The organism is Aliiroseovarius sp. S253, from assembly GCF_049800855.1.
In the GTDB taxonomy this organism is placed as follows: Bacteria; Pseudomonadota; Alphaproteobacteria; order Rhodobacterales; family Rhodobacteraceae; genus Aliiroseovarius.
Genome location: NZ_JBNAFW010000002.1, coordinates 638,907 through 664,828, shown reverse-complemented (window position 1 = coordinate 664,828; position 25,922 = coordinate 638,907). Strand labels below are relative to the sequence as shown.

At 58.7% G+C, this 25,922-nt stretch carries 26 protein-coding genes; 12 read left to right on the top strand and 14 right to left on the bottom strand.

Features of this window, described 5'->3' with window-relative positions:
- Positions 1 to 154 precede the first annotated feature (154 nt).
- A complete protein-coding gene (locus ACP15F_RS14715) occupies positions 155 to 457 on the top strand; it encodes a hypothetical protein (RefSeq protein WP_424941573.1) in 303 nt (100 codons plus the stop codon).
- A 79-nt stretch (positions 458 to 536) separates the two neighbouring features.
- Here ACP15F_RS14715 and ACP15F_RS14710 read toward each other — a convergent pair whose 3' ends face one another.
- The 4 genes from ACP15F_RS14710 to ACP15F_RS14695 form a co-directional block, all read right to left on the bottom strand.
- On the bottom strand, positions 537 to 1,328 hold the full coding sequence (locus ACP15F_RS14710) for a tetratricopeptide repeat protein (protein WP_424941572.1): 792 nt from the start codon (positions 1,326 to 1,328) through the stop codon (positions 537 to 539).
- Between the two features lie 274 nt (positions 1,329 to 1,602).
- Positions 1,603 to 2,340, bottom strand: a complete 738-nt coding sequence (locus tag ACP15F_RS14705) for a metallophosphoesterase (protein WP_424941571.1) — start codon at positions 2,338 to 2,340, stop codon at positions 1,603 to 1,605.
- A 94-nt stretch (positions 2,341 to 2,434) separates the two neighbouring features.
- Complete coding sequence (serA, locus tag ACP15F_RS14700) at positions 2,435 to 4,027, bottom strand: phosphoglycerate dehydrogenase (protein ID WP_424941570.1); 1,593 nt, start codon at positions 4,025 to 4,027, stop codon at positions 2,435 to 2,437.
- A 64-nt stretch (positions 4,028 to 4,091) separates the two neighbouring features.
- Entirely contained in the window at positions 4,092 to 5,237 is a 1,146-nt protein-coding gene (locus ACP15F_RS14695; protein ID WP_424941569.1) for a phosphoserine transaminase, read from the bottom strand.
- A 262-nt stretch (positions 5,238 to 5,499) separates the two neighbouring features.
- Between ACP15F_RS14695 and serB the strand changes: the two genes are divergently transcribed.
- Together serB and ACP15F_RS14685 are read left to right on the top strand one after the other, a co-directional pair.
- Positions 5,500 to 6,378 carry a phosphoserine phosphatase SerB gene (serB, locus tag ACP15F_RS14690; RefSeq protein ID WP_424941568.1) on the top strand — a complete coding sequence of 293 codons (879 nt, stop codon included), beginning with the start codon at positions 5,500 to 5,502 and terminating at the stop codon, positions 6,376 to 6,378.
- Positions 6,371 to 7,129 (top strand): TSUP family transporter, encoded by a 759-nt coding sequence (locus ACP15F_RS14685; protein ID WP_424941567.1) that lies wholly within the window; start codon positions 6,371 to 6,373, stop codon positions 7,127 to 7,129. The genes serB and ACP15F_RS14685 overlap by 8 nt, the downstream gene beginning before the upstream one ends.
- Positions 7,130 to 7,136: 7 nt before the next feature.
- Here ACP15F_RS14685 and ACP15F_RS14680 read toward each other — a convergent pair whose 3' ends face one another.
- Complete coding sequence (locus tag ACP15F_RS14680; protein ID WP_424941566.1) at positions 7,137 to 8,141, bottom strand: asparaginase; 1,005 nt, start codon at positions 8,139 to 8,141, stop codon at positions 7,137 to 7,139.
- Positions 8,142 to 8,325: 184 nt separating this feature from the next.
- Between ACP15F_RS14680 and ACP15F_RS14675 the strand changes: the two genes are divergently transcribed.
- The 3 genes from ACP15F_RS14675 (at position 8,326) to ACP15F_RS14665 (ending at position 11,386) form a co-directional block, all read left to right on the top strand.
- Positions 8,326 to 8,853, top strand: coding sequence for an invasion associated locus B family protein (locus ACP15F_RS14675; protein WP_424941565.1), 528 nt, complete (start codon positions 8,326 to 8,328; stop codon positions 8,851 to 8,853).
- Between the two features lie 118 nt (positions 8,854 to 8,971).
- Positions 8,972 to 10,159: a 23S rRNA (adenine(2503)-C(2))-methyltransferase RlmN gene (gene rlmN / locus ACP15F_RS14670; protein WP_424941564.1), complete on the top strand. Its 1,188-nt coding sequence runs from the start codon at positions 8,972 to 8,974 to the stop codon at positions 10,157 to 10,159.
- 276 nt (positions 10,160 to 10,435) lie between these two features.
- The gene (locus ACP15F_RS14665) at positions 10,436 to 11,386 is read left to right on the top strand and encodes a Hint domain-containing protein (protein ID WP_424941563.1); all 951 of its coding nucleotides are present in this window, start codon (positions 10,436 to 10,438) and stop codon (positions 11,384 to 11,386) included.
- 57 nt (positions 11,387 to 11,443) lie between these two features.
- Here the strand turns inward: ACP15F_RS14665 and ACP15F_RS14660 are convergent, their stop codons facing one another.
- Together ACP15F_RS14660 and ACP15F_RS14655 are read right to left on the bottom strand one after the other, a co-directional pair.
- On the bottom strand, positions 11,444 to 12,118 hold the full coding sequence (locus ACP15F_RS14660) for a class I SAM-dependent methyltransferase (RefSeq protein WP_424941562.1): 675 nt from the start codon (positions 12,116 to 12,118) through the stop codon (positions 11,444 to 11,446).
- Positions 12,119 to 12,183: 65 nt separating this feature from the next.
- The gene (locus tag ACP15F_RS14655) at positions 12,184 to 13,026 is read right to left on the bottom strand and encodes a TIGR00730 family Rossman fold protein (protein WP_424941561.1); all 843 of its coding nucleotides are present in this window, start codon (positions 13,024 to 13,026) and stop codon (positions 12,184 to 12,186) included.
- 216 nt (positions 13,027 to 13,242) lie between these two features.
- Between ACP15F_RS14655 and dapD the strand changes: the two genes are divergently transcribed.
- The gene (gene dapD, locus ACP15F_RS14650) at positions 13,243 to 14,070 is read left to right on the top strand and encodes a 2,3,4,5-tetrahydropyridine-2,6-dicarboxylate N-succinyltransferase (protein WP_424941560.1); all 828 of its coding nucleotides are present in this window, start codon (positions 13,243 to 13,245) and stop codon (positions 14,068 to 14,070) included.
- Positions 14,071 to 14,135: 65 nt separating this feature from the next.
- Here dapD and ACP15F_RS14645 read toward each other — a convergent pair whose 3' ends face one another.
- Positions 14,136 to 15,152, bottom strand: a complete 1,017-nt coding sequence (locus ACP15F_RS14645; protein WP_424941559.1) for a transporter substrate-binding domain-containing protein — start codon at positions 15,150 to 15,152, stop codon at positions 14,136 to 14,138.
- A gap of 162 nt (positions 15,153 to 15,314) precedes the next feature.
- Here ACP15F_RS14645 and ACP15F_RS14640 point away from each other — a divergent pair, with 162 nt between their 5' ends.
- Together ACP15F_RS14640 and ACP15F_RS14635 are read left to right on the top strand one after the other, a co-directional pair.
- Positions 15,315 to 15,668, top strand: coding sequence for a hypothetical protein (locus ACP15F_RS14640; protein ID WP_108858316.1), 354 nt, complete (start codon positions 15,315 to 15,317; stop codon positions 15,666 to 15,668).
- Entirely contained in the window at positions 15,665 to 16,291 is a 627-nt protein-coding gene (locus tag ACP15F_RS14635) for an HAD hydrolase-like protein (protein ID WP_424941558.1), read from the top strand. Before ACP15F_RS14640 ends, ACP15F_RS14635 begins: the two co-directional genes overlap by 4 nt.
- Positions 16,292 to 16,295: 4 nt before the next feature.
- On the opposite strand, the gene ACP15F_RS14630 is transcribed toward ACP15F_RS14635, so the two are convergent.
- Positions 16,296 to 16,877 carry a hypothetical protein gene (locus tag ACP15F_RS14630; RefSeq protein ID WP_424941557.1) on the bottom strand — a complete coding sequence of 194 codons (582 nt, stop codon included), beginning with the start codon at positions 16,875 to 16,877 and terminating at the stop codon, positions 16,296 to 16,298.
- A gap of 163 nt (positions 16,878 to 17,040) precedes the next feature.
- Between ACP15F_RS14630 and dapE the strand changes: the two genes are divergently transcribed.
- From dapE to ACP15F_RS14615, 3 genes are read left to right on the top strand one after another with little or no spacing between them, the layout of a single operon-like run.
- A complete protein-coding gene (gene dapE, locus ACP15F_RS14625) occupies positions 17,041 to 18,198 on the top strand; it encodes a succinyl-diaminopimelate desuccinylase (protein WP_424941556.1) in 1,158 nt (385 codons plus the stop codon).
- On the top strand, positions 18,195 to 20,450 hold the full coding sequence (gene rnr, locus ACP15F_RS14620) for a ribonuclease R (RefSeq protein WP_424941555.1): 2,256 nt from the start codon (positions 18,195 to 18,197) through the stop codon (positions 20,448 to 20,450). Before dapE ends, rnr begins: the two co-directional genes overlap by 4 nt.
- Positions 20,451 to 20,476: 26 nt before the next feature.
- Positions 20,477 to 21,628 carry a lytic murein transglycosylase gene (locus ACP15F_RS14615; protein WP_424941554.1) on the top strand — a complete coding sequence of 384 codons (1,152 nt, stop codon included), beginning with the start codon at positions 20,477 to 20,479 and terminating at the stop codon, positions 21,626 to 21,628.
- Positions 21,629 to 21,647: 19 nt separating this feature from the next.
- Here ACP15F_RS14615 and ACP15F_RS14610 read toward each other — a convergent pair whose 3' ends face one another.
- The 5 genes from ACP15F_RS14610 to ACP15F_RS14590 form a co-directional block, all read right to left on the bottom strand.
- Positions 21,648 to 22,595: an MBL fold metallo-hydrolase gene (locus ACP15F_RS14610; protein WP_424941553.1), complete on the bottom strand. Its 948-nt coding sequence runs from the start codon at positions 22,593 to 22,595 to the stop codon at positions 21,648 to 21,650.
- Positions 22,596 to 22,736: 141 nt separating this feature from the next.
- Positions 22,737 to 23,429 carry a ribulose-phosphate 3-epimerase gene (rpe, locus tag ACP15F_RS14605; protein WP_424941552.1) on the bottom strand — a complete coding sequence of 231 codons (693 nt, stop codon included), beginning with the start codon at positions 23,427 to 23,429 and terminating at the stop codon, positions 22,737 to 22,739.
- Between the two features lie 78 nt (positions 23,430 to 23,507).
- Positions 23,508 to 23,999, bottom strand: coding sequence for a hypothetical protein (locus tag ACP15F_RS14600; protein ID WP_424941551.1), 492 nt, complete (start codon positions 23,997 to 23,999; stop codon positions 23,508 to 23,510).
- Positions 23,999 to 24,493, bottom strand: coding sequence for an RNA pyrophosphohydrolase (locus ACP15F_RS14595; RefSeq protein WP_424941550.1), 495 nt, complete (start codon positions 24,491 to 24,493; stop codon positions 23,999 to 24,001). The genes ACP15F_RS14600 and ACP15F_RS14595 overlap by 1 nt, the downstream gene beginning before the upstream one ends.
- 91 nt (positions 24,494 to 24,584) lie before the next feature.
- On the bottom strand, positions 24,585 to 25,919 hold the full coding sequence (locus ACP15F_RS14590; RefSeq protein WP_424941549.1) for a S41 family peptidase: 1,335 nt from the start codon (positions 25,917 to 25,919) through the stop codon (positions 24,585 to 24,587).
- Between the last annotated feature and the right edge of the window lie 3 nt (positions 25,920 to 25,922).

The window sequence follows — 25,922 nt, the reverse complement described above, 5'->3', positions numbered from 1 at the left end:
TCGCCAGCGTCAGTCCGGATGGATGGCCCTATGTCCAGCATCGCGGAGAACCGCCGGGGTTTCTGCGTGCTATTGGGTCCAATAGGCTGGCCTGTCTCGATTACGTCGGCAATCGGCAATTCATCACAATGGGCCATGTGCAGATGACCCGCGTATGCCGCTGTTCCTGATGGACTACATGAACCGCGCGCGCCTGAAAATTCAGGGTCGGGCCAGCCTGCTTCTGCTTGAAGAGGCGGATCAAGACATTCTCGCCCAGTTCTCGTTGGAGGGGGTTCCCGCCGAACGTCTTCTGGTCATTGATGTGGTCGCCTTGGATTGGAACTGCCCGAAATACATCCCCGCCCTGATCCCCGTGCGGGCCGCGAACGAAGCGACGGACAGCAATACACTTGAGCTGCAAAAAGAAGTGGCGAAGCTGAAGGCCGAGCTCGAACTGGCGAAAGCGCAGAAGTGAGGTGTCCTGGGGGCAGCGCTCGATCCTAAACCCGCAAAACTGTTAATGGCCCTTTACGGCAACCCACCTTAGCATAAGGTTACTCGGCCGCGATCATGCCCCGTAGTTGCGCTAGAATTTCGTCAGAATCTCGGCGCCCATCTGCGCGCAAGAAAAGCTCCTCTGCGCGCACCAGATCAATCGGCACACCTGTCCCACTCATATACAGCTTCCCAAGTTCGTATGCCGCGCTTTCGGCGTGACCAAGTGGGCGGCTGATCCATCTGGCAGTCGTCCCCAACCTGATCGCATAGTCCGAACCCATGTAGATCTTAGGGGGCGCGTAAGGTGGAACGGGCCCAAGCGCGATTTCATAGTAATGCGCGGCCAGTTCAAGGTTCCTTTGCTCGCAAAAATAGAAGCTGCGATTGTAGCAATCACCAAGCCTATTCGCCGCTGCGATCTCTCCCTGATCTGCGGCCAAAGTCAGCCATTTTTCTGCACCTTCCTGGTTTTCACCGATCAGCTCTAACCCCAAATTGGACATGGCATAGACATCTCCGGCATTCGCCGCGATGCTCAATGCCCAGAGCTTCTGGGATGTGTTTCCGGCGTGATGCGCAGCAGACGCCACAGTCATGGCTGCACCCGGATCACCCAACTCAGCGAGCACCAGTAACCTGCTGTACTCCTCTTCGCCAGCAGCCAGCAATTGACCAGCTTCATGCAAGCCAACAATCGACGCGGATCTAAGCCAATGCGTTGTCCATTGGTCTTCTTCAACATCACTTCGACCATACTTGATGTTGAACATTGCCAGGTTCCAGAAAGATGCACCCACGCCAGCGGCACCCAATTCTTTCCAAGCATGATACGCAGCTTTCGACGACATTTTCCGCGCCTGTTTGCTTTTGTTGAACTGACGATAGTAGTTCAACGCGTGAAAGTTATTTTTCCCAATCGGATCTCGCTGAAAGCGGAGAAAGTCATAGACCGTGGATGCCGTATCCAGATCACCTTTTGAAACATAATGTGCTGCGATAGCTCGCTCTCTTTTTCGCACAATTTCTGGAGGCGCTACGATGAGCACCAAGAAAACAATCGCCAATACGACGAACCGAAATTGATTAATCACTCAAAACCCTCCACGAAAATCAGATCCTAAATCAACATTTAGCAACCGCTTCTCGCCCATCCGGGCCAAGCCGCCAAACATCGCGCCCCTCGATCACCACGGCGGCCAAGCCTTTGCCATGCCCCGCGCCAATGTCGATATTCAGACGATTGCCATAATGTGAGACCTCATCCACCGGAGTGTGGCCGTGCACGATCAGCGGGCCGTGATTGGCGTCGGATTGGTGGAATTCCTTGCGGATCCAGCACAGGTCATCCTCGGTCTGTTGATCCAAAGGGACGCCCGGACGGATGCCTGCATGGGCGAAATACAAATCTCCTAACCGATAGCTGGACGGCAAGTTCGCCAGATAGTCGCGATGACTTTCTGGCACCGCCGCGCGGGCCTCAGGATGTAGTTGATACGTGCGGATGCCCTCAGGCACCTCGACCCCATAGCTGGCGAGCGTCTCGATCCCGCCAATCCGGGGATGCAGCCAGTTGTGGTCGATCAAAAGCTGGGTATCGACCATGGGATGTTCACGCAGGAACATCTCCATCATGCGGTCGTGATTGCCCTTCAGCACCACCCAGTTTTCGCCACGCGCCTGACCGTCGATCAGGTATTGGATCACGCTTTTGCAGTCGGGACCACGGTCCACGAGGTCTCCGATGTGCACCACGGGCGCATCCATATCACCACAACGCGCGCGATCTTCCGCGATCAGCGCATGGGCAGCTTCAAGCTTGTCCAGATGGCCGTGAATATCTCCGATCGCATAGGCGCGCATGGGGGTGCTCCTTCTTCTTTGGACAACCTAAGCATATGGCCCAAAAAGAAAAGCCCCGGCGAAGGGCCGGGGCTTTCCGTTGTATGTTTGACGCTTAGACGTCGAACTCAAGCGGGCTGACCGAGTTGAACAGGCCGGTGTCGCGCAGCGTGTTCAGCACGTCGTCCGAGATCCCATGGTCCACGTACAGCAGTGCAATCGCGTCACCACCGGTTTCCTTACGGCCCAGGGTAAAGTTCGCGATGTTCACGCCGTTCTCGCCCATGGTTTTACCCAGCGTACCGATGATGCCCGGTACGTCATCATTGGTGGTGTAGAGCATGTGGCTGCCGATCTCGGCATCGATGTTGATGCCTTTGATCTGGATGAAGCGCGGTTTGCCGTCCGAGAAGACAGTACCTGCAATCGAACGCTCGCGGTTTGCCGTCACAACCGTCACCTTGATGTAACCATCAAATGTGCCACCCTTGGCTTGCGTAGTGGTCGAGGTCTTGATGCCGCGATCAGCCGCCACAACCGGGGCCGACACCATGTTCACGTCAGGCGTTTGCGGCTTCATCAGGCCAGCGATCACAGCGCAGTCCAGAGCCTTCAGGTTCATTTCGGACGCGACACCATCATAAAGGATGTTCACAGCCTTCACCGGCTCGTCGGTCATCTGACCCACGAAAGCACCCAGATGCTCGGCCAGTTTGATCCACGGGCCCATGACTTTAGCTTCTTCAGCGGTCACCGACGGCATGTTCAGCGCGTTCTGCACGGCACCTGTCAGCAGGTAGTCCGACATCTGCTCGGCAACTTGCAGCGCCACGTTTTCCTGTGCTTCGGTTGTTGCAGCACCAAGGTGCGGGGTGCAAACGACGTTGGGCAGGTTGAACAGCGGGTTCTCGGTTGCGGGCTCTTCGGCGAACACGTCGAAGGCAGCGCCAGCCACGTGGCCCGATTTCAGCAGATCAGCCAGCGCCTCTTCATCCACCAGACCACCGCGGGCACAGTTGATGATGCGCACACCGGCTTTGGTTTTCAGCAGGTTCTCACGGCTCAGGATGTTGCGGGTCGCGTCGATCAGCGGCACGTGCAGAGTGATGAAATCGGCGCGGGCCAGCAGCTCGTCCAGCTCGACCTTTTCAACGCCCATGCTGTCGGCTTTCTCTTCCGACAGGAAGGGGTCATAGGCGACCACTTTCATCTTCAAGCCAAGCGCACGGTCGCAGACGATGCCACCAATGTTGCCTGCGCCAATAACGCCAAGCGTCTTGTTGGTCAGCTCGACACCCATGAACTTCGACTTTTCCCACTTTCCAGCATGGGTCGAGGCCGAGGCTTCAGGGATCTGACGGGCAACAGCGAACATCATCGCAATGGCGTGCTCGGCGGTGGTGATCATGTTGCCGAACGGCGTGTTCATCACGATCACACCGGCTTTCGAGGCAGCAACTTTGTCGACGTTGTCGGTACCGATCCCGGCGCGGGCAACAACCTTAAGGTTGGTCGCGGCTTCAAGGATTTTGTCGGTCACTTTGGTGGCCGAGCGGATCGCCAGACCGTCATAGTCTCCGATCTTGGCAGCCAGAGCGTCCTTGTCTTTTCCCAGCGTGGGTTCGAAGTCGACTTCGATGCCGCGGTCGCGGAAAATCTGTACGGCGGTTTCCGAAAGCTTGTCGGATACGAGAACTTTGGGGGCCATGGTGTTGGTCCTTCTTCAAAGATGATGGGGAAGGCTCTGCGCGTTGTTGCGCAGAGCAAATTCTTTATTGTGCTGCGATTTCGGCGTTGAACGCCCAATCAAGCCACGGCATCAGGGCCTCGACGTCCGATGTTTCGACCGTGCCGCCACACCAGATGCGCAGACCGGCTGGCGCGTCGCGATAGGCGCCGATGTCCAAGGCCACGCCTTCGTTCTCCAACCGCTTGGCAACGGCCTTGGCGAAGGCAGCACCGTCTTGGATGCGATCGTCGGTGAACTTCAGACAGACCGAGGTGTTCGACAGCGTCGCCGCATCCTCAGCAAGGAAGTCGACCCAATCGCGCATCTCGACGAAGTCGGCGACGGCTTTGGTGTTGGCATCTGCGCGGTGGATCAGACCTTCCAGCCCGCCAACCGAACGCGCCCAATCGAGAGCAAACAGATAGTCTTCGACAGCCAGCATCGACGGCGTGTTGATCGTCGCACCGGTGAAGATGCCTTCGATCAGCTTGCCGCCTTTGGTCAGGCGGAAGATTTTCGGCAGCGGCCATGCGGGGGTATAGCTTTCCAGACGCTCAACAGCGCGGGGGCTCAGGATCAGAATGCCGTGTGCAGCTTCGCCGCCCAGCACTTTCTGCCACGAGAAGGTGGTCACATCCAACTTGTCCCACGGCAGGTCCATCGCAAACGCGGCCGAGGTCGCGTCACAGATGGTCAAACCTTCGCGGTCATCCGCAATCCAGTCACCGTTCGGAACGCGCACGCCCGAGGTGGTGCCGTTCCAAGTGAAGACAACGTCATTTGCGAAATCGACGGACGCCAGATCGGGCAGTTGGCCGTAATCGGCGGTCTTTGCGACGGCGTCGATTTTCAGCTGCTTCACCACATCGGTGACCCAGCCAGACCCGAAGGATTCCCATGCCAGCATCTCGACCTTGCGAGCGCCCAGAAGTGACCAAAGGGCCATTTCAACCGCACCGGTGTCGGACGCGGGAACGATGCCGATTTTATAGTCAGCGGGGATGCCCAGAACGTCGCGCGTACCTTCGATGGCTGCTTTCAGCTTCTCCTTGCCGATGGCGGCACGGTGCGAGCGACCCAAGGCGGCGTCGGCCAGGGCATCAAGATTCCATGTGGGGGGTTTGGCACAGGGGCCAGAGGAAAAACGCGGATTAGCCGGCCGCGTTGCCGGTTGTGCAATATCAGTCATGATACCCTCGCAGATATGTGCCCTTCGTTGGGGAAGGGTGTCCCACGGACCGAAGTAAGGGGCGTTTCCGTGCTGCACAAGCAAAAAATGTCGGAACTGTTGTTTGAGGAGTCGAAAACAGACGCTGTTTGACTACTATCGGAAACTTGCGTCACGGCTCGAAACCCGGCTTTTGCAAAGCTTTCGCCGATTTGCGCTTGTGAACCTTGCCTGATCTGCCGCATGAAACGGGCAGTTGAAACGACCACTTGAAGGCCCGCCCATGTATATCGCCACGCTGATCGCCTCGCCCTCTGCCCGCAATCTTGAACCGGCTTTGGTCGAGAACCTGCGCAATGCGTGGGGCGGAGGGGATGCGGACTGGCTGGCCCCAGATGAAGCGGCCGAGTTCTCGCTTGAGGCTCTGCCCGACAATCGATGGGACGTGTGGGGCGATCTGCAGAAGCTGGGCGTCGATCTGATCGTGTTGCCCGCCGAGGGACGCAAAAAGAAGATGCTGCTGGCGGATATGGATTCGACCATGATCCAGCAGGAATGCATCGACGAGTTGGCGGACGAGGCGGGCGTCGGCGAGCGGGTGAAAGATATCACCGCCCGGGCGATGAACGGAGAGCTGGATTTCGAAGGTGCCCTGACCGAACGGGTCGGGCTTCTGAAAGGTCTGCCGGAAAGTGTCATTGGCGACGTGCTGGCCAACCGCATCACCTTGATGCCCGGCGGCAAGGCTTTGTTGGCAACGATGAAAGCGAACGGCTCTTACGCGGCGCTGGTGTCCGGCGGATTCACCGCCTTCACCGCCCATGTCGCGGCCACGTTGGGCTTTGACGAAAACCGCGCCAACACGCTGAACGTGGCTGATGGCGCGTTGACCGGTACCGTTGGCATGCCCATTCTGGGGCGCGAGGCCAAAGTGCAAGCGTTGAAAGAGATCACCGCCCGTCTTGGCCTGTCCCATGATGACGTGATGGCCGTGGGGGACGGGGCCAACGATCTTGGCATGTTGGGTCTGGCAGGCGCAGGCGTGGCGCTCCACGCCAAGCCCTCGGTCGCGGCAGAATGCGATATCCGCATCAACCACGGCGATCTGACCGCGCTTCTGTATATCCAAGGCTATGCGAAGCCAGACTTCGTAAATGGCTGAGTTTTCAACGGAAATCCTGATTTTCCTACTGGCCGCCGGGTTCGTGGCCGGGTTTATCGACAGCATTGCAGGCGGCGGCGGGTTGATCACGGTCCCGGCCCTTTTGCTGGCGGGCGTGCCGCCGGTGACAGCACTGGCCACCAACAAGGTGCAGGGGTTGTTCGGGGCGGGCATGGCAGCAATCACCTATGCCCGCAAAGGCCATGTGAACCTGCGCCGACAGGTGAAACCTGCGGCCCTGTCCTTTGTCGCAGCCCTTCTGGGCGCGCTGTCCGTCAACGCGCTGCCGACCGAGCTGATCCGCTGGATCCTGCCCATCCTGATGGTCGCCATCGCGCTGTTCTTTGCGCTGAAGCCGGGGCTCGATGACTCTGATCGACACCAGCGGCTTACGCCCGCTGTCTTTGCACTAACCTTCGCTCCGCTGATCGGCTTTTACGACGGCCTACTTGGCCCGGGTGCAGGCGCCTTCTACATGCTGGCCTTCGTCGCAATGGCAGGCCACGGCATCCTGAAAGCCACGGCCCACACGAAACTTCTGAACTTCGCGTCGAATGTGGGCGGGTTGGCCGGGTTCCTCTTGGTGCTCTCGCCCCTTTGGATCATCGGACTGGCGATGGGTGCGGCGCAGATGGCGGGCGCATATGTCGGATCATCGTTGGCGTCACGCATCGGCGCACGCCTGATCAAACCCCTGCTGGTGATCGCCTCATCCGCCATGGCGTTGAAGCTGATCACCGACTTGGTTTGAGCGATAGTTAAACCGCCAACACTGCCTCGGACGGGCGAATGAAGCCTGTGTTCAGCCCTGCAAAGTTCAGCACATCCGGGTTCAGACGCTTCTTCACATCCGGATGCGCCGGGTCCAACACGCCCAGCTTTACCAAAATTGCAGCAACCGCGCATTCGGATGCGCGGGTTGAGCCGTCCTCGATCTTCAGGGCCACACCCATCTCAAGCTCGGGGATGATCGCGACAAAGAACGCCTCGGCCCCGGTTTTCAGGGCCACCTTGCCCGGCGCGGACCGCATCAACTCGGTACAAGCGCGGGTTTCACCGGCCACAAGCTCGGGATGCAGCATCATTGCTTCGCGCAGACGGACCGAGGCGCGCTGGCGTGCGTTGCCGCCTTCGGTCGCCGCGGCAAACCCAGCCATCGCACGCCCCATGCCCAGCAGCGTGCTGGCGTGGTTCGGGGCGGAACACCCGTCGATACCAAATCCGGGACTAACTTCGTCCGTGACTTCCTCAAACGCTTGCTTGATTGCCACCTGAATGGGGTGGTCGACCTCGACATATTCTGGGTCTTTCACATCCAAATGGCGGCTGAGTGTCAGGAAGCCAGCATGTTTTCCCGAGCAGTTATTGTGAATGCGGCAGGGGCTGTCATCGGCCTTTATCAGACCGACCTTGGCGGGCTTGTCGGCTGGCCATTGTGGACCGCAGCGCAGGTCATCATTGCCCAGCCCCATATCCGCCAACCAGCGCGAGACGCGGTCGGTGTGGATCGCTGCTCCCTGATGGCTGGCGCAGGACAGGGCAAGCTGTTCCGTGGTCAGCCCAGCCGCATCCGCAGCCCCGCTTTCCACCAGCGGCAACGCCTGCAGCATCTTGGCCGAGGAGCGTGGCAGGATCACCTGATCGGGGTCGCCCCAAGCGTGCACAATCTGACCGGATTTATCGACGACAACAGCGTGCCCACGGTGCTGGCTTTCCAGAATATCGCCGCGCCAAACCTCGACCAACCGCTCTGCCTTGCCCATATCGCTCTCCTTCAGCCCGGAAACACGCGGAAATCCGCCACCGGGGCTTTCATTACCCTGTCTTTTGACGCTAAACTGCGCTTGCAGACATGGAAACGACCTGAGCGGTCTGGTCAAGGGCCACTTAAGATGGCCGGGGGCAACGCAACGGTCCGAGGCAGAGGCAGCGGAGGCTGTATTAGACATGAATCGTTTGATCTTGGGTGCAATTGGCGCCTTTGGCCTGTCAGTGGCAGCGACAGGTGTCATGGCACAAGAAAGCTCGAACCGGGTGGCAGCGAACACCGATTGGAGCGTTTTCGTCGAGAAGAACCCGACCGAGTGCTGGAGCGTCTCCAGCCCGAAGGAAACCGTGAACACCAAAAACGGCCGTGCCGTAGCGGTGAAGCGCAGTGATATTCTGCTGTTTGTCAGCTATCGCCCCGGTAACAACGTGAAGGGCGAAGTGTCGTTCACGGGTGGCTATCCCTTCGCGCCCGGCTCGACCGTGGACCTGACCATTGGCGGCAAAAGCTATCAGCTGTTCACCGATGGTGAATGGGCATGGGCCGCAAGCCCGGCTGATGACGCCAAAATCATTGCAGCAATGAAGGGTGGCGCGAAAGCCGTCGCCAACGCACAAAGTGCGCGCGGAACCAAAACGCAGGATACTTTCAGCCTGCTTGGGTTCACTGCTGCGGTTGACGAAGCTGGAAAGCGCTGCGCCAACTAAAGCGTATCGGTTTAATCCTGACCGACTGGGTTATGTGCGCGCGGGGGTGAAAACCTTCGCGTGACAAGCTATATGTGTTTCCCTATAAGCTGCCGCTCTGCACGGTAAGGAACGCGACATGGACCCCAAGGCCCCGATCACTCAGGATGTGATGACCATCCCCCGCAAGACCGACGAAGGTGGCAAGCGCAACCTTGTTGGGCTGACGCGTGATCAGATGCGCGATGCGTTGATCGAGATAGGCACGCCCGAAAAACAAGCCAAGATGCGCACGGGGCAGATTTGGCAGTGGATCTATCAATGGGGCAAACGCGACTTTGCCGACATGACCAATTTGGCCAAAGCCTATCGCGCACAATTGGCCGAGCATTTCGTGATCGAGATCCCCGAGGTCGTGACCCGTCAGGTGTCAGAAGACGGCACACGTAAGTACCTGTGCCGCATCGCCGGCGGTCACGAGGTCGAAGTCGTGTACATTCCCGAGGAAGGTCGCGGCACTCTGTGCATTTCCAGCCAAGTGGGCTGCACGCTGACCTGTTCCTTCTGCCACACGGGCACACAGAAATTGGTGCGCAACCTGACCGCTGGTGAAATCATCGGTCAGGTGATGATGGCACGTGACGATCTGGACGAATGGCCGGTCCCCGGTGCGCCGAAAGAAGAAACCCGCCTGCTGTCGAACATCGTTCTGATGGGCATGGGCGAGCCTTTGTACAACTTTGACAACGTGCGTGACGCGATGAAGATCGCGATGGACGCAGAAGGCATCCAACTGTCACGCCGTCGGATTACTCTATCGACCTCCGGCGTGGTGCCAGAGATAGCCCGCACCGCCGAGGAAATCGGCTGTCTGCTGGCGATCAGCTTCCACGCCACCACGGACGATGTCCGCGACGTGCTGGTCCCGATCAACAAGCGCTGGAACATCGAAGAACTGCTGGGTGCGCTGTCCGCTTACCCCAAAGTCTCGAACAGCGAACGGATCACGTTTGAATACGTGATGTTGGACGGCGTGAATGACAGCGACGAAGATGCACATCGTTTGATCGAGCATATCAAGCGCCACAACATCCCCGCCAAGATCAACCTGATCCCGTTCAACGAATGGCCCGGCGCGCCCTATAAACGGTCGTCCAACAACCGCATCCGCGCCTTTGCCAACATCATCTATCAGGCAGGCTACGCCAGCCCGATCCGCAAAACGCGTGGCGAAGACATCATGGCGGCCTGTGGTCAGTTGAAGTCAGCCACGGAACGCGCGCGCAAGTCGCGCAAGCAGATCGAGGCTGAAGCCGGGTTGAACTGACCCGATAGCGCCTTGTTCAAAGCACAGACATGCATCAGTTAAGCGCAGGTAATCCCTGCGCTTTTTTGCTGCGTACAGGACCTGTTGGTTTGGATGACTGCTGATCCGAGCCTTTTGTGTGCGCCAGTGGGTCTGCAACACCAACCACTGCACATACGCCCAAAATGTAGCGAAAATTGACAGATCAGCCTCAACATGGCTAAATATTAACGCTTTCTTAATGAATGGGGAGAGGTGAACTCAACCCCAGCGAGAGTGAAAGCGAGAGCAGTACTCATGGCGCTTTTGACGCTGACATTTCCGCCGGGCTCCGTGGCCGCGGTTTCCAAGTCGCATGGCGACTGGATTGTCGATTCCGTCAACACGACGGAAGTGGTCATCGTCGTCAATGATGCGGACAACGACGGAACGATTTCAGATGACGAATGGGATGCTGCCGTATCGGGGAACGGCAATGACATTGGCGATGCTGGGTACCTGTATCAAGGGGGTGGCACCTCGGGTTTTCTGTATTCGACGGATGGCGTCACGACATTCACAGTCGGCCAGGATGTCACCGACATTCGCCACAATATGTCGAACCACTTCGAGGCGGATGTCTCGGCTATCATCTGCTTTGCCAAAGGAACAAGGATCGCAACGCCAGATGGCCACCAGCTGATTGAAACCTTGCGCGAGGGTGACAAGGTTCTGACAGCCAAAGGTGAAGCCCACACGATACGCTGGATTGGGCGCCGCGAGGTATCCGCGTTTGAATTGCTTCATGCCCCAAAGCTCTGCCCCGTGCGCATCCGTGCGGGGGCTTTGGGAAATCAGCTTCCCGTGCGGGATCTTCTGGTCAGCCGCCAGCACAGGATCCTGATCAAGTCCAAAGTCGCCGAGCGCATGTTTGGCACGAAAGAGGTCCTGATCCCGGCCATCAAGCTGACTGAGTGTTCGGGCATCGAAATTGACGACCGACCCCGACCGATCGAATACTTTCACATCCTTCTCGACGAACATGAAATCCTGCTGGCCAATGGCGCACCAGCGGAAAGTCTGTTTACAGGCCCAGAAGCGTTGAAAGCGCTGTCGCCTGAGGCGGTCGAGGAAATCTCGACCCTGTTTCCCGAGATCCTCGAACGCATTTCCCTTCAAGGCCCGGCAGCGCCGGTTCCGCCAAACAAGAGGGTAAAGCACATGCTCGCGCGACACAGGAAGAACAACAAAGAGCTGATAAGCGGCTGATCTCAACACCCGGGCGGAACACGCATCGAAAGCGCAGCCGTGGAATAAGCTTAAGGCCTAGCCTGCCCCAGCAGGTCCCTTTTTGAACGCACTCACATAAGTCGCCTGACCCACATGCGCATCAGCAGCTTCGACGGTCGTATCGACCAATTCCAGTCCAGCAGCGACAAACGCGCTAACGTGATCAGGTGTCAGCACCCATGGCGGGCCTTTCGCAAAATCTCGCGGTTCGTCGCTTACTTCGGCGACAACAAGAAGCGTTCCTTCGGGGGCAACAAATTCAGAGATGCTTTTGATAAGCTGAGATTCATATTTCGGCGGCAATGCCTGAACCGTGAAGATTTCGAGCACATAATCGAATGCACTATGCCAGTCCGGCTGATCCTGCAGCAGGTCCGCTTGCAAAAACTCAACTTTGGTGTCTGGAAATCGCTGCTTGCAGAAATCAATTGCTGATGCAGCGACATCAAACGCAGTAACCGCGAAACCAAGGTTCTCAAGTTCGATCGCGTCGTCACCCATGCCACAGCCAACAACCAAAGCCGTCTGCCCCTCCCCGGATAACGGGTTACTCTTTAGCCATTTCGCAAAGGACGGGTGGGTCTCCATGTTGGCCCACGGAACACCATCTCCGTGTTCGCTGGCCCCAGAATAAAGCGGTTCAAACCAGTCCGAAGGGCGGTCTTCGTTGATCGAGAAGGGCGGGCGGGACTTGGAAGGCTTGTCTTGCATGCTGTGTTCGCATCCGTACCTAGAGTGAAGTGGAGCGGGCAAAGCACTGCCCGCTCAGGCGCGGCTCACCGCCCCGGCAGTTCGTTCCGCGCATCCCGACTTGGCCAGTTGTCAATCGCATCCACCGCTTCCTGCGCGGTTTCAACAAATTTGAACAGGTCCAGATCTTCAGCGCTGATGGTACCGGCGTCGGACAGGGCCTCCCAATTCACGATCTTGGTCCAGAACTCGCGACCGAACAGCAGGATCGGGACTTTCTTCATGCGGCCGGTCTGGATCAAGGTCAGCGCCTCGAACAGTTCGTCCAGCGTGCCGAAGCCCCCGGGGAAGATGGCGATCGCCTCGGCCCGCATCAGGAAGTGCATCTTGCGGATTGCGAAATAGTGGAAGTTGAAGCACAGATCGGGCGTCACGTATTCATTCGGCGCTTGTTCGTGCGGCAGCACGATATTCAGGCCGATGGACACACCGCCTGCATCTTCGGCACCACGGTTGCCGGCCTCCATCACGCCGGGGCCACCACCTGTCACCACAACGTTTTCACGATGGCTGTTCACCTTCGAGCGTAGGGTGAGAAGCCGCGCGAACTCGCGCGCTTCATCATAGAACTTGGACAGATCGGCCAGAGTTTTGGTGCGGGCACCATCCTTTTTCGACGGCTCGGGGATGCGCGCGCCGCCGAACAGAACGACGGTGCTTTCCACGCCATATTCCTGCATCATCAGCTCGGGCTTCAGAAGTTCCAGCTGAAGGCGCACCGGTCGCAGCTCATCCCGGCACATGAAGTCCAGATCATCATAGGCCAGCTTATAGGCCGGAGCGCGGGTCTGCGGCGTGTCGGGCGTCTGATGCGCAGCCTCGCGGTCTTGATGGCTGTCACGAAGCGGATGGTTACGGTCGTCTTTCATGGCACTGGTCCTGTTACATTTGCGTCTTTCCCCCAAGGCGTAGCGGCTTTAGCGCTAAAGGGCCAGAGCCTCATGCTCACCTTACCGCGATGAAAAGGTCGTTTGGGGGGCACCTGTCGCCGCAGATGAGCGCACCTGCCCCAATCGTCGTTGCGAAAAAGGGACGTGGGCCTTATAGCCCTTGTGCAACATTCACGCGCCTACGGAGATACCGACATGTCGAACGCCCAATTGGAAGCCGCCATCGAAGCCGCCTGGGAGGCGCGCGACACGATCACCCCCGCCACCACCGGCGAAACCCGCGAAGCCATCGAAGACACGCTGAACGCACTGGACAGCGGCAGCCTGCGCGTCGCCGAACGCCAAGACAATGGTGACTGGCACGTAAACCAGTGGGCCAAGAAAGCCGTACTGCTGGGCTTCCGCATCAAGGATATGGAAGAGCAATCTGGCGGCCCGCAAGGCGGCGGCTGGTGGGACAAGGTCGACAGCAAGTTCAAGGGCTGGGGCGACAACCAGTGGAAAGCCGCAGGCTTCCGCGCTGTACCGAACGCAGTTGTCCGCAAATCGGCCTATATCGCACCGGGCGTAGTTCTGATGCCGTCCTTTGTGAACCTTGGCGCCCACGTGGACGAAGGCACCATGGTTGATACTTGGGCCACTGTTGGATCCTGCGCACAGATCGGCAAGAACGTACACCTGTCGGGCGGCGTTGGCATCGGCGGCGTGCTAGAGCCCATGCAGGCTGGCCCGACCATCATCGAAGACAACTGCTTCATCGGCGCCCGCTCGGAAGTCGTCGAAGGCTGCATCGTACGCGAAGGCTCGGTTCTGGGTATGGGCGTGTTCATCGGCCAGTCGACCAAGATCGTCGACCGCGAAACCGGCGAAGTGATGTACGGCGAAGTGCCGCCCTATTCGGTTGTTGTCGCCGGCTCGATGCCGTCGAAAAACGGCATCAACCTGTACTGCGCCGTGATCGTGAAACGCGTGGATGCGAAGACCCGTTCGAAAACGGGCATCAACGAGCTGCTGCGCGACTAAGTTTGCGTTTCTTCCGGCCCGCGACACGCTGGGCCGGAAGCCTTTATTCGGCGGTCATGCGGGGATTACCGCGGGCCGCCGAACCACTTCACCGACAGATCAGAATAGACGCCTGTTTCGATCAACCGCAGCAGTGCGACATTGATGTCTTCACGCAGGGGGCTACCTGTGGGAAGTGCGATGCCGTAGCTTTCGGGACGAAACACGCTGTCCAGCACCTCGCCATATTGCGCACCTTCATTCTGGGCGTAGTGCGCCAGAATGGGGCCGTCGAAGATAACGGCGTCCAGCTCACCCTGTTCGAAATCCCCCAACAACGCATCAAGCGAGTCATAGCCCGAATAAACCATGCTGCGTTCTTCCAGGAATGTTGCTGCCGTGGAGCCTTCGGTCGTGCCCACGCGCTTGCCATCCAGATCTGACACCGAATGGATCGACCCCGAGATCGCACTGACCGTGAGGGACGCGGTGATGTGGGCCACGAAGACGGACACGACAAACAGGCTTGAGATCACAAGGAAGGTGCCGAAAAGGCGCCCGAAAAGCGAACGCGGCATACGTTCTTCAAAGCCGCCATTCACGACCAGATTAAGAGCCCACCAGAACGCAGGGAACATGGCCTGTCGGGCGGTGCCTTCGAAATAGGGCTGCTTGTCGCGTTCAAAGACCCACATCAACATGCCGCCACCTAGAAGAAGCGCGAAGGCGGCCAGAATGGCCAGCGCTAGATCAAGACTAAGCAAGGTGGACCAGATGCTGACCCCGCCTTGCTCGCGCGGGACCATGATGCGCAGGCCGCCATGATAGATTGGTTGCGAGAAATCCATGCGCGCTTCGCGGTCACGCGTGATCGAGATATTGGCAATCGCCCCGTCCGCGGCGATGTTTTCCACACGCCCCAACATTTCGGGGAAGCTTTCCGTGACCTCGAAAGAGACGGTCTGGCCCATCTCTGCGGCGATGGCGGTCATCAGGTCGATGGCAAACCCTGTTGGTTCACCTTCACCGGAAATGGCAAAAGGCGGCCGTTCGACCGTTACAAATTCAAGATCAGATGTCTGAGCATATGACACGGCGGTCATACAAATCATTGCCAGACACACAGCGGCCAGGTGGCGCAGCCTTTGTGCAATCATCGCGTTATTCCCCACAACTATATATTCCACATACCCCGACAGGCAGTGAGTGCCAACTGTTTGCGGTTGCCTCTTGCGCTTTCCCTAACGTTCTGCCACGCCTTTTTCATGACTAAGACGACCAAAACCAAAAAACCTCATAAAGTTTATACACTTCTGGTCGAAGTGGGCCGCAAGGATGATGACGGCCTGCCCGACGGCGCCACGGGGGCTGCACTTGTATGCTATGCCTCTGGCGTGGACGAAGCCGAAGCGGTCCGCGAGACCGTCGCGATTCTAAAGCAAGCTGATCTGGCGCCGCTGGATGTAAGCGGATACGGATCGCTGGATGACCGTCTGGCCGAGGGTCACGACATCCCCGCAGAAGAGCGTAAGCTGATGGGTCGCGCACTGGCCGAGAACAGCGTGATCGTTGCCCAGATGACCCCCTTCTTCGACGACGAGAAACGGCCGCTGCAATGATCTTTTGGGATCTGGACGGCACGCTGACAGATCCCAAGCCGGGCATCACCGGCAGCGTGATCAAGGCGCTGAATGATCTTGGCCTGCCTGCACCCAGCGCAGATGATCTGGAATGGGTGATCGGCCCTGCCCTGCTTTGGAGCTTTAAGGAACTTGGCGCTCCGGATCCGGAAGCTGCATTGGACGCTTACCGCACGCATTACACCGGCGGCGGCATGTATGACTGCACCGTTTATGACGGTATTCCGCGCGTACTAGAAGACCTCGCCGCGCAACATAGGATGAGCATCGCAACCGCGAAACCACATGCCTATGCCCGCAAGATCACCGCACATTTCGGGCTGGCCCAGCATATGGCACACGAGTTTGGCCCAGAGCTGGACGGCACCCGCAATGATAAGGCCGAGCTTTTGGCCCACGCCCTAACGATCACCGGAGATGACCCTACACGCTGCGTGATGATCGGGGATCGCCATTATGACCTGAAGGCCGCCCGCGCTAACAACATGGCGTTCATCGCGGTGGGTTGGGGCTATGGTGGTCAGGACGATCTGTCAGATGCGGACGCCCATATAGAAACGCCCGACGAATTGCCGGGCGTCATAAGCTCTCTTATCGGGTGACGCACTAGGGCATCACAATCGTCACGAAACTGTCCGGCACTGACGGATCCTGCATCAGCAGCTTATCCAGAGGGATCGTGATCGACGCCTTTCGACCATTCATAGCCTTCTCGCCGTTGGTCTCAACGATGTTGCCTTCGATCTCCATCAGGATTCGACGGCCCACAAAGGCCTGCTGCATCATGGCGATCATGGCGGGATCCATGCCACCTTCCGCGATCTGAGTTTTCATTTCAGCCAGATCCATCGACACACGGACGTTGCCATCGGGCAACCGCTCGATCTGGGCGCTGTTGTCGGGGGCCATACCGTCCGAGTTGTCTTTGGCGGTCTCAAGTTCGGCAATCATTTCGTCAATCGTGCCGGACTGCTCAACTTCGCATCTATAACCGCCATCGCCAAGCTGCGTGCCAACGCCGTCTTTACACAGATCTTCACCACTGGCCGCCATCATCTGATAGCCATCAGGACCCATCACGATGACCGATGACACTGTGGCTGTATCGCCCTCGATCTTCAGCTTCAAATCTGCGTCGATACAAGCGGTCAGGGGTAAAAGGCACAAAAGGAACAGGAGTTTACGCATTGGGCGATCCGATCAGAAGTTGTATTTTACCCGCAGGTTAGCGGGAGCGGGGCGAAGGGTCCAGCATGGTGCAACACTGCCGAACAATGCGCGATGTTTCGCGGGGAAGGGCCGTTTTCACCGATCGCTCCACCTGCTAAGGGTGATGAGAATGGAGATTTCTATGACGAACACCCAACCTGCCCCGATGGATCCCGTCGACCTGACCCAAAAACTTGTTCGCTGCGCGTCGGTCACGCCGGACGAAGGCGGCGCACTGACGTTGCTTGAGGGCATCCTGACCGGGGCCGGGTTCACCTGCACCCGCATCGACCGAGGCGAGGTATCGAACCTGTTTGCCCGTTGGGGATCAAAGAACGCCCGCACTCTGGGGTTCAATGGCCACACCGATGTGGTGCCGGTGGGCGATGTAAACGCATGGAGCGTCGACCCCTTTGGCGCAGAGATCCGTGACGGATACCTTTATGGCCGGGGCGCGACCGACATGAAATCGGGCGTGGCGGCATGGGTGGCCGCAGCCGTTGATTTCACCCGCCACGCGCCCGAGGATGCCTCGCTGGTCATCACCATCACCGGCGACGAAGAAGGCCCGGCCACCGACGGCACGGTTGCCATTCTGGACTGGATGGAAGCGCAGGGCGAAAAGATGACCGATTGCGTCGTCGGCGAACCCACCTGCCCCAATGACATGGGCGAGATGATGAAAATCGGGCGACGCGGGTCGATGACCGCCTATTTCACCGCGCGCGGTGTGCAGGGCCACGCGGCCTATCCGCATCGCGCCCTGAACCCGGTGCCCGCACTGGCACGCCTGATGGCCGATCTTGCCGCACACGAGCTGGACCAAGGCACCGATCACTTTGACGCCTCAACGCTGGCCGTGACCACCATCGACACTGGAAACCCAGCCACAAACGTGATCCCCGCCGAAAGCCGTGCGACGGTGAATATCCGCTTCAACGACGCCCACAGCTCGGACAGCCTGACCAAGTGGCTGCAAGCGGAAGCTGAGCGCGTTGGCAACGACACAGGTGTAGATATCGAGATGGTCGTTAAAGTCTCAGGCGAAAGCTTCGTGACACCCCCCGGCCCTCTGTCGCAACTGATTTCAGACGCCGTTCAGGCGGAAACGGGGTTGGTCCCGGAAGCCTCGACCTCGGGCGGCACGTCAGACGCGCGGTTCGTACAACATCACTGCCCGGTGGTCGAATTCGGCCTAGTCGGGAAAACCATGCATGCGGTGGATGAACGGGTCGAAGTTGCCCTAATCCCGCAGCTCAAATCTATCTACTCCCGCATCATTCAGGATTACTTCGCATGAGCAAACTGCCCACCAAGAAAGACATCCTGAACTGGATTTCCGAGAACCCGACCCAGACCGGAAAGCGCGATATTGCGCGGGCCTTTGGCATTCGAGGCGCGGCCCGGATCGACCTGAAACGCATCCTGAAAGAGCTTGAGGCCGATGGTCATCTGCAAAAGCGCAAGAAGACCTATCGCGACCCGGACAAACTGCCCCCAGTATCGGTTCTGAGCGTCAAAGGCCCAGACGCGGATGGGGATCTATTTGCCTATCCGACCGAATGGACCGGCGAAGGCGCTGCTCCTCGCGTGCTTCTGGTGGCGAAAGACGGTGACCCCGCCCTGGCCGAGGGCGAACGCATTCTGGCCCGCCTGACCGAGGTGAAGGACGAAACCCACGCCTATGAAGGTCGCCTGATCCGGCGCATCGGCACCAATCCCCAGCGCATTCTGGGCATTTTCCGAAAAGGTTCGGAAGGCGGGCGGATCGTTCCGATCGACAAGGGTGCGGACAAGGAATGGCGCGTCGAACCCGGCGCAGATGACGGCGCCAAAGATGGTGAACTGGTCGAGGCACAAAGGTCCGGGCCAAAGTCCCGCATGGGACTGCCCCGCGCACGTATTGTGGCACGGCTCGGCGACCCGACCGCACCCAGGGCGGTCAGTCTTATCGCCATCCACCAACACGGTATCCCCGACGCCTTCCCCGACAGGGTGATCGAGGAAGCAGATGCACAAAAACCCGCAGGCCTGAAGAACCGCGAAGACCTGCGGCACCTGCCGCTTATCACCATCGACCCATCAGATGCGCGCGACCATGATGACGCGGTCTATGCGCACGCAGATGATACCCCCGGAAACCCCGGCGGGCATGTTGTCTGGGTCGCCATTGCCGATGTGGCGCATTACGTAACGCCCGGATCTGCGCTGGATAACGAGGCGCGTAAGCGCGGCAACTCCAGCTACTTCCCTGACCGCGTGGTGCCGATGCTACCCGACCGCCTGTCGGGCGACCTTTGCAGCCTGCACGAAGGCGTCCCACGCGCTTGTCTGGCAGTCCGCATGGTGCTGGACGCGCAGGGCAACAAGAAAAGTCACAGCTTCATTCGCGGGTTGATGCAGTCACATGCGTCGCTGAACTATGCCGAGGTTCAGGCCGCACAAGACGGTCAACCGAACGAAAAATGCGCGCCCTTGATGGACGACGTAATTGCGCCCCTTTATGCCGCCTATCGGTCTGCCAAGATGGGACGCGAGGCACGGCAACCGCTTGATCTGGATCTGCCCGAACGCAAGATCGTGCTGGGTGAGGACGGCAAGGTCGCGTCGATCGACTTTGCCGAAAGGTTCGATGCGCACAAGCTGATCGAAGAGTTCATGATCCTTGCCAATGTCGCAGCCGCGGAAGAACTGATGCGCCTGAAACGCCCGCTTCTGTTCCGCGTGCACGAAGAACCTAGCCCTGAAAAGCTGGAAGCTCTGCGCGAGGTTGCACAGGCGTCAGGCTTTACGCTGGCCAAGGGGCAGGTTTTGCAGACACGCCACCTGAACAACCTGCTGGCACAGGCTGAAGGAAGTGAGTTTGACGAGCTGATCAACATCTCAACCCTGCGGTCGATGACGCAGGCCTATTACTTTCCCGAGAACTTCGGGCATTTCGGACTGTCTTTAAAATCCTACGCGCATTTCACATCGCCCATCCGGCGCTATTCCGACTTGATCGTTCACCGCGCGCTTGTGTCAGGGCATGGCTGGGGGGACGACGGTCTGTCGCCTCAGGATGTGGAAACACTGGAATCGACCGCGAAGCATATCTCGGAAACCGAGCGCCGCTCGATGCTGGCGGAACGTGACACGACCGACCGCTATCTGGCGGCCTATCTGTCAGAACGCGTCGGCGGAGAATTCACGGGCCGCATTTCCGGCATCGCCCGCTTTGGCATGTTTGTAAAGCTGGACGAAAGCGGTGCGGACGGACTGGTGCCGCTGAGCACGCTGGGCAACGAATACTTCCGCTTCAATGCAGATGAGCAAACCCTGACCGGAGAACGCTCGAATTTCACCCTCGGCCTGGGCCAGCGCGTTGTCGTGCGCCTGACCGAAGCCATTCCCACCACCGGCGGGCTGGCGTTGGAGTTGCTTGAGGTTGAAGGCCGCAAGTTGCCCCGCACGTCAGCACGAAAAGGGGGGAAATCTGGCCGCCGAAAACCCATGACCGAAGCCAAACGGAACGCCAAAACTAAACGAAAGGTGAAACGATCCCGGCGGTAACGCCGGATGGGGACTTGAGGTCGATTGTGACGGAACCACACAGGGACGCAACAGATAGCTTTGGGCAGTGGCTGGACGGCTATATCCCAAAGGCATCGCAGGCAGGTATTTCACAAGAATCGCTTCAACAGGCGATGCCTTTTCTGGTTCTGGATCCCGGCATTCATGAAAAGCAGTCCAATCAGGCTGAATTTGCGCTGAACATTACCCAGTATCTTGATAGAAGCGTCACCGCCGCGCGCGTCAGCAAAGGACGCGCGACGTTCCGCAACCAGCGTCAGATCCTGAACGAAATTGCTGAAACCTATCGCGTTGACCCGCAAGCCATTCTGGCGATCTGGGGGATCGAAACGAACTATGGGCTTATCCGCGGAGACAATTCGGTACTGACGGCTCTGGCCAATTTGGCACATGACGGGCATCGCGCCGCGTTTTTTGAGAACGAGTTGACCGCCGCCTTGACGATCCTTGAACGGGGCGATGCGGATGCCTCGACGATGGTCGGATCTTGGGCGGGGGCGATGGGGCATGGGCAGTTCATGCCCTCGAGCTTCCTGAAATTCGCCGTGGACCATGATGAAGATGGAAGAAGCGACATCTGGTCAAACGACCCTACAGATGGGCTGGCCTCGATCGCGAGTTATCTGGCTCAGCATGACTGGCGTGAAAGCCAGCCATGGGGCATTGAAGTGGTCCTTCCGGCTGGGTTCGAATTCACTTTGACGGGTCCCGAACATCGCCTGACCATTGCTGATCTGAACAGCATGGGCGTTCGCACCATCGCAGATACCATCCTTCCGGATTACGGAGACGCATCGGTGCTGTGTCCGTCAGGTGCGACTGGCCCAGCTTTCGTGGTCAATCATAATTTCCACGTGATCCTGACCTATAACCGTGCCGAAGCCTATGGCATCGCGGTCGGCCACCTGTCGGATCGTCTGGCCGGATCTCGCGCCAAGATCACCCCTTGCCCCGAGGACCTAACCCCGCTGACGCGTAGCCAAATGGCCGAGCTTCAGACTCGTCTGACCAAGGCCGGATTTGACACGCAGGGGGCCGATGGGTTCACCGGACCCAATACCCGCACAGCCCTGCGCGCTTATCAGACCGAGGTTGGCCTGATCCCCGACGGGTTCGCAACTCAGGCACTGCTGGACGGATTGCTCCAGAACGCCTGAGCCGCATAATCAACGTCGATTATTCGAATTCCATCTCAGCATAGACCTGACCCGCATTCTTGGTGGCCAGTTCTTCATATGTGTCGTGATGGGCAAAAGGGGACTGGTCGACATAATAGGCTTCGTCCAGCGTGCCGCCATCTTCCAATAGCTTGCCAACCTCGCCGCGCAGATGTTTGAGGTAACCGATCGTGTGATCTTCGACCTGCGCCATGTTCGTTGGATAGCCGTGGCCGGGAATCACATAGGTTGCGCCGATGGGCGCAAATACGGTTTCCCATGTCTCGATCCAGCAGCTGGTGCAGGTGTCTTCAAAAATGGGCGGGATGCGGTTGTGGAAGGCCATGTCCCCCGCGATCATCAGGCTGTCTTCGGGCAGCCAGACCTGAATGTCGCCCGGGCTGTGGGCGGGGCCGGAATAGAGCACCTCGATGGTGGTATCGCCCATCGTAATGACTTCTTTTTCCTCAAAGGTACGGGTCGGGCCCATCGGCTCGGTCCCTTCCCAGTTTTCCTGCGCGTAACGCTTCATACCCTCGAAAAGCTGGCCTGCGTATTCTTCAAACTCGTGGGCGGCGTCCACGTGGGCCAACACCTCGACGCCTTGGTTGATCCAATAGTTATTGCCCAGCATCGCGTGGCCCTGACCGTTCTCGTTGATCACAAGCTTTACGGGCTGATCGGTGATGGCTTTGATTTCGGTGTGGAGCGCCTCGGCCAGTTTGTAGTTCGCGCCCGCGTTCACCACGATCACGCCGTCACTGGTCACGATGAAGGACAGGTTGTTGTTGTGGCCTACGTTTTCATAGGTCGGAGGCGCGGTCGCGCCGATGGCAGTCCAGACGTTCGGGATCACCTCGACCGGTTTTTCGTAAAGCGCCGAATCTGGGTACTGGTCGGCAATGTCTTCGTCGGCCAGCACAGGCAGGGCGAGACAGGTCAGGATGGCGGTAGCGGTGCGAAACATGGGATCCTCCAGAAATCAGTTCCGGATAGATTGTCACATTCGCATGTGTTGTTCTAGCAGAAAGCGAAAGCACCCGGCCAGGGGTGGCTCGCTGCGCGAGCCTATGCCTCCGGCGGGGATATTTTTGGTAAGAAAATAAGGTTAGCCTTGCACGGCTGCAGCAGCGGCGCGCAGGGCGTTGATGTTGTCGCCATAGACCTCGGGCGTGTCGACCGAGCCGCCCTTGAAGACCGCCGATCCCGCGACGAAGCAGTCAGCGCCGGCTTCAACCAGCGGGCCGATGGTGGTGGGGTCTACGCCGCCGTCCACTTGGATGTGGATGTCGCGATCTCCGATCATCTCGCGAACCTGACGCACCTTCTCGACCGAGGAGGGGATGAATTTCTGTCCACCAAAGCCGGGGTTCACGCTCATCACCAAAACCATGTCACACAGCGGTAGAAGGTGTTCGATCACCGAAGCAGGGGTGCCGGGGTTCAGGCTGATGCCCGCCTTGGCGCCGGTGGCCTTGATGGCCTGAAGCGTGCGGTGCGGGTGGGGACCGGCCTCGTAATGTGCAACGATCATGTCGGCGCCGGCGTCGGCATAGGCCTGAATGTAGGGATCGACCGGCGCGATCATCAGGTGCACATCCATGAAGGTTTTCACATGCGGACGGAAGGCTTTCACGGCGGGCGGGCCAAAGGTCAGGTTCGGCACAAAATGGCCGTCCATCACATCCACATGCACCCAATCCGCGCCTTGCGCTTCGATGGCTTGGATTTCTTGGCCAAAATTGGCGAAGTCAGCAGACAGGATCGACGGGGCGATCTTGATGGAACGATCAAAGGACATGGGTGTCTCCGGGCAGCATGGATTTGCCGCCCTTATAGAGAGTTTCGCGCGTTTGCGAAGGGTGAAAGCGCGGGCGTTCTAGCGTCGAGGCAAATCTGGGTCGCAGCGCTTGCCATTCAGGCAGGCCGTGACTTTGGATAGGGTGTCTTGGTCAGGATCTTGGAAGGCAAAACCTCCGCACGGATTTGTTTCCAGCAGATAGCCGTCGCCGACTTTCTTCAGATAAACCAGATAGTCCGCCCCGTTAGTCAGGCCCGAACACCACGGCCCGGCGCATTGCACGTTGATGTCGATGTCGCGGACGAATTGCGCCGTGAACCCGGCGCGGGTCAGGCTTTGACCGTCGATCCGACCGGTTAGGAAGTTGTCGGGTTTGACATCCTCTTGATGGTCCCAATCCACCTTGGGCAATTTGCTTTCATCAAAGCGGAGTGTACCGCGCGCCACCACATAGGCATCTTCCGATTCTGCCGCATCGTGATAGGCAGCGATGGCGTTATAGGGCCGACACGACAGGGCCGAGGCTGTCGTGGGTAAGGCAATCATCGCCGCCAAAACAAAAGCACGCATCACAGATACTCCTGAAATCCTTCCATCACCTTGGCATAGATCTCACGTTTGAACGGCACGATATTTTCCACGACGTCACTTGTGGCCATCCATTGCCAACGGCTGAACTCGGGGTGATCCGTTTCGATGTTCACCTGCGCGTCATCGCCGTGGAACCGCAACAGGAACCAGCGCTGCTTCTGACCGCGATAGCGCCCTTTCCAGATCTTGGGAACGATGTCATGGGGCAGATCATAGGGCAGCCAATTATCCAGCTCGGCCTCGATCGTTACAAGGTCTGCAGTGATGCCAGTCTCCTCCCACAGCTCGCGCAGGGCAGCGTCGCGGGGATCTTCCCCATCATCCACCCCACCTTGCGGCATCTGCCACGCAGTCTGCGTCCCAAGCTTCGGCGCATCCAGACGCTGGCCGACAAATGCTTTGCCGTCCGCGTTCAAGATCATGATGCCCACACACGGGCGATAGGGAAGTTTGGAGATCTGTTCAGGGGTCATGGGGGCCTCGCCTTTTTTGCGACCCTAACGGGCGAGGGAACAAAGGAAAAGGGCCACCCGAAGGCGGCCCTTTGTCTGCATTTGACTGTGATCAGTCCGCCAACGCGATGGTGGACAGACCCTTGATCAGATCGACGGCATAGGACAGTTGGAAGTCCTCGTCGCGCAGTTCGGCAGCCTCTTCGGCGGCTTCACGTTCTTCTTCAATCTGGCGCTGTTCATCTTCCGACAGGCTGTCATTGTTCAGGCTACCGCGCAGGTCGGCTTCGCTGCGCGTGCGGCCGTTATCCTCGTCTTCGTCTTCGCTTTCAGGCTGACGCGGGGGCTGCTCCACCACGATGTCGGGCGACACGCCCAGCGCCTGAATGGAACGACCCGACGGCGTGTAATAACGCGCGGTGGTCAGGCGCATGGCGCCTTCAGACGCCACTGGCATCACCGTCTGGACCGAACCTTTGCCGAAGCTTTTGGTGCCCACGACGATGGCGCGACGGTGATCCTGAAGGGCACCTGCCACAATCTCGGACGCCGAGGCAGAACCACCATTGATCAGCACAACGATGGGCTTGCCTTCAGCCAGATCGCCTTCTTGCGCGTTCACACGCTCGCTTTCTTCCGGGTTGCGACCGCGGGTCGAGACGATCTCGCCACTATTCAAGAAAGCGTCGGATACGGTGATGGCTTGAGTCAGCAGCCCGCCGGGGTTGTTGCGCAGATCCAAAACAAAGCCGTCGACATTCTCGAAGCCGCCAAGGGCTTCGACCTCGCGGGCCAGACCTTCGGCCATGTTGGCATAAGTCTGGTCGTTGAAGGTTGTGACGCGCAGCACGACGGTGCTGCCAACACTGCGCGCGGTGGCGGCGGTCAGCTTGATTGTGTCGCGGATGATCGAGACGTCAAAGGGTTCATCCACACCTTCACGCACGACGGTGATGATGATCTCGGACCCGACCGGACCGCGCAGTTTATTGACGGCCTCGTCCAGCGTCAGACCCAGCAGGCTTTCGCCATCCACGTGGGTGATATAATCGCCGGTGGCCATGCCCGCATCGTCAGCAGGCGTGCCGTCCATCGGAGACACAACGCGCACAAAGCCTTCTTCCTGCGTCACTTCGATGCCCAGCCCGCCGAACGATCCACGGGTCTGCACGCGCATATCTGCGGCATCCTTGGGCGATAGATAGCTGGAATGCGGATCAAGCGAGGACAGCATGCCGTCAATGGCAGCCTCGATCAGATCGCCGGGTTCAACCTCTTCAACATACTGCGCACGAATGCGTTCGAAAATGTCGCCAAACAGGTCAAGCTGCTCGTACACCGTTGCGTTTTCGCTGGCGTCTTGCGCGACCAAGGGTCCGGCAACCTGTGTGGTCAGAATGGCGCCTGCCAAGGTTCCGCCCAGCGCGGCCATCACGAGTTTCTTCATTCC

Coding starts and splice junctions, on each gene's coding strand:
- ACP15F_RS14715 (WP_424941573.1), top strand. CDS start 155: ATGCCGCTGTTCCTGATGGACTACATGAACCGCGCGCGCCTGAAAATT.
- ACP15F_RS14710 (WP_424941572.1), bottom strand. CDS start 1,328: ATGTCGTCGAAAGCTGCGTATCATGCTTGGAAAGAATTGGGTGCCGCT.
- ACP15F_RS14705 (WP_424941571.1), bottom strand. CDS start 2,340: ATGCGCGCCTATGCGATCGGAGATATTCACGGCCATCTGGACAAGCTT.
- serA (WP_424941570.1), bottom strand. CDS start 4,027: ATGGCCCCCAAAGTTCTCGTATCCGACAAGCTTTCGGAAACCGCCGTA.
- ACP15F_RS14695 (WP_424941569.1), bottom strand. CDS start 5,237: ATGACTGATATTGCACAACCGGCAACGCGGCCGGCTAATCCGCGTTTT.
- serB (WP_424941568.1), top strand. CDS start 5,500: ATGTATATCGCCACGCTGATCGCCTCGCCCTCTGCCCGCAATCTTGAA.
- ACP15F_RS14685 (WP_424941567.1), top strand. CDS start 6,371: ATGGCTGAGTTTTCAACGGAAATCCTGATTTTCCTACTGGCCGCCGGG.
- ACP15F_RS14680 (WP_424941566.1), bottom strand. CDS start 8,141: ATGGGCAAGGCAGAGCGGTTGGTCGAGGTTTGGCGCGGCGATATTCTG.
- ACP15F_RS14675 (WP_424941565.1), top strand. CDS start 8,326: ATGAATCGTTTGATCTTGGGTGCAATTGGCGCCTTTGGCCTGTCAGTG.
- rlmN (WP_424941564.1), top strand. CDS start 8,972: ATGGACCCCAAGGCCCCGATCACTCAGGATGTGATGACCATCCCCCGC.
- ACP15F_RS14665 (WP_424941563.1), top strand. CDS start 10,436: ATGGCGCTTTTGACGCTGACATTTCCGCCGGGCTCCGTGGCCGCGGTT.
- ACP15F_RS14660 (WP_424941562.1), bottom strand. CDS start 12,118: ATGCAAGACAAGCCTTCCAAGTCCCGCCCGCCCTTCTCGATCAACGAA.
- ACP15F_RS14655 (WP_424941561.1), bottom strand. CDS start 13,026: ATGAAAGACGACCGTAACCATCCGCTTCGTGACAGCCATCAAGACCGC.
- dapD (WP_424941560.1), top strand. CDS start 13,243: ATGTCGAACGCCCAATTGGAAGCCGCCATCGAAGCCGCCTGGGAGGCG.
- ACP15F_RS14645 (WP_424941559.1), bottom strand. CDS start 15,152: ATGACCGCCGTGTCATATGCTCAGACATCTGATCTTGAATTTGTAACG.
- ACP15F_RS14640 (WP_108858316.1), top strand. CDS start 15,315: ATGACTAAGACGACCAAAACCAAAAAACCTCATAAAGTTTATACACTT.
- ACP15F_RS14635 (WP_424941558.1), top strand. CDS start 15,665: ATGATCTTTTGGGATCTGGACGGCACGCTGACAGATCCCAAGCCGGGC.
- ACP15F_RS14630 (WP_424941557.1), bottom strand. CDS start 16,877: ATGCGTAAACTCCTGTTCCTTTTGTGCCTTTTACCCCTGACCGCTTGT.
- dapE (WP_424941556.1), top strand. CDS start 17,041: ATGACGAACACCCAACCTGCCCCGATGGATCCCGTCGACCTGACCCAA.
- rnr (WP_424941555.1), top strand. CDS start 18,195: ATGAGCAAACTGCCCACCAAGAAAGACATCCTGAACTGGATTTCCGAG.
- ACP15F_RS14610 (WP_424941553.1), bottom strand. CDS start 22,595: ATGTTTCGCACCGCTACCGCCATCCTGACCTGTCTCGCCCTGCCTGTG.
- rpe (WP_424941552.1), bottom strand. CDS start 23,429: ATGTCCTTTGATCGTTCCATCAAGATCGCCCCGTCGATCCTGTCTGCT.
- ACP15F_RS14600 (WP_424941551.1), bottom strand. CDS start 23,999: ATGCGTGCTTTTGTTTTGGCGGCGATGATTGCCTTACCCACGACAGCC.
- ACP15F_RS14595 (WP_424941550.1), bottom strand. CDS start 24,493: ATGACCCCTGAACAGATCTCCAAACTTCCCTATCGCCCGTGTGTGGGC.
- ACP15F_RS14590 (WP_424941549.1), bottom strand. CDS start 25,919: ATGAAGAAACTCGTGATGGCCGCGCTGGGCGGAACCTTGGCAGGCGCC.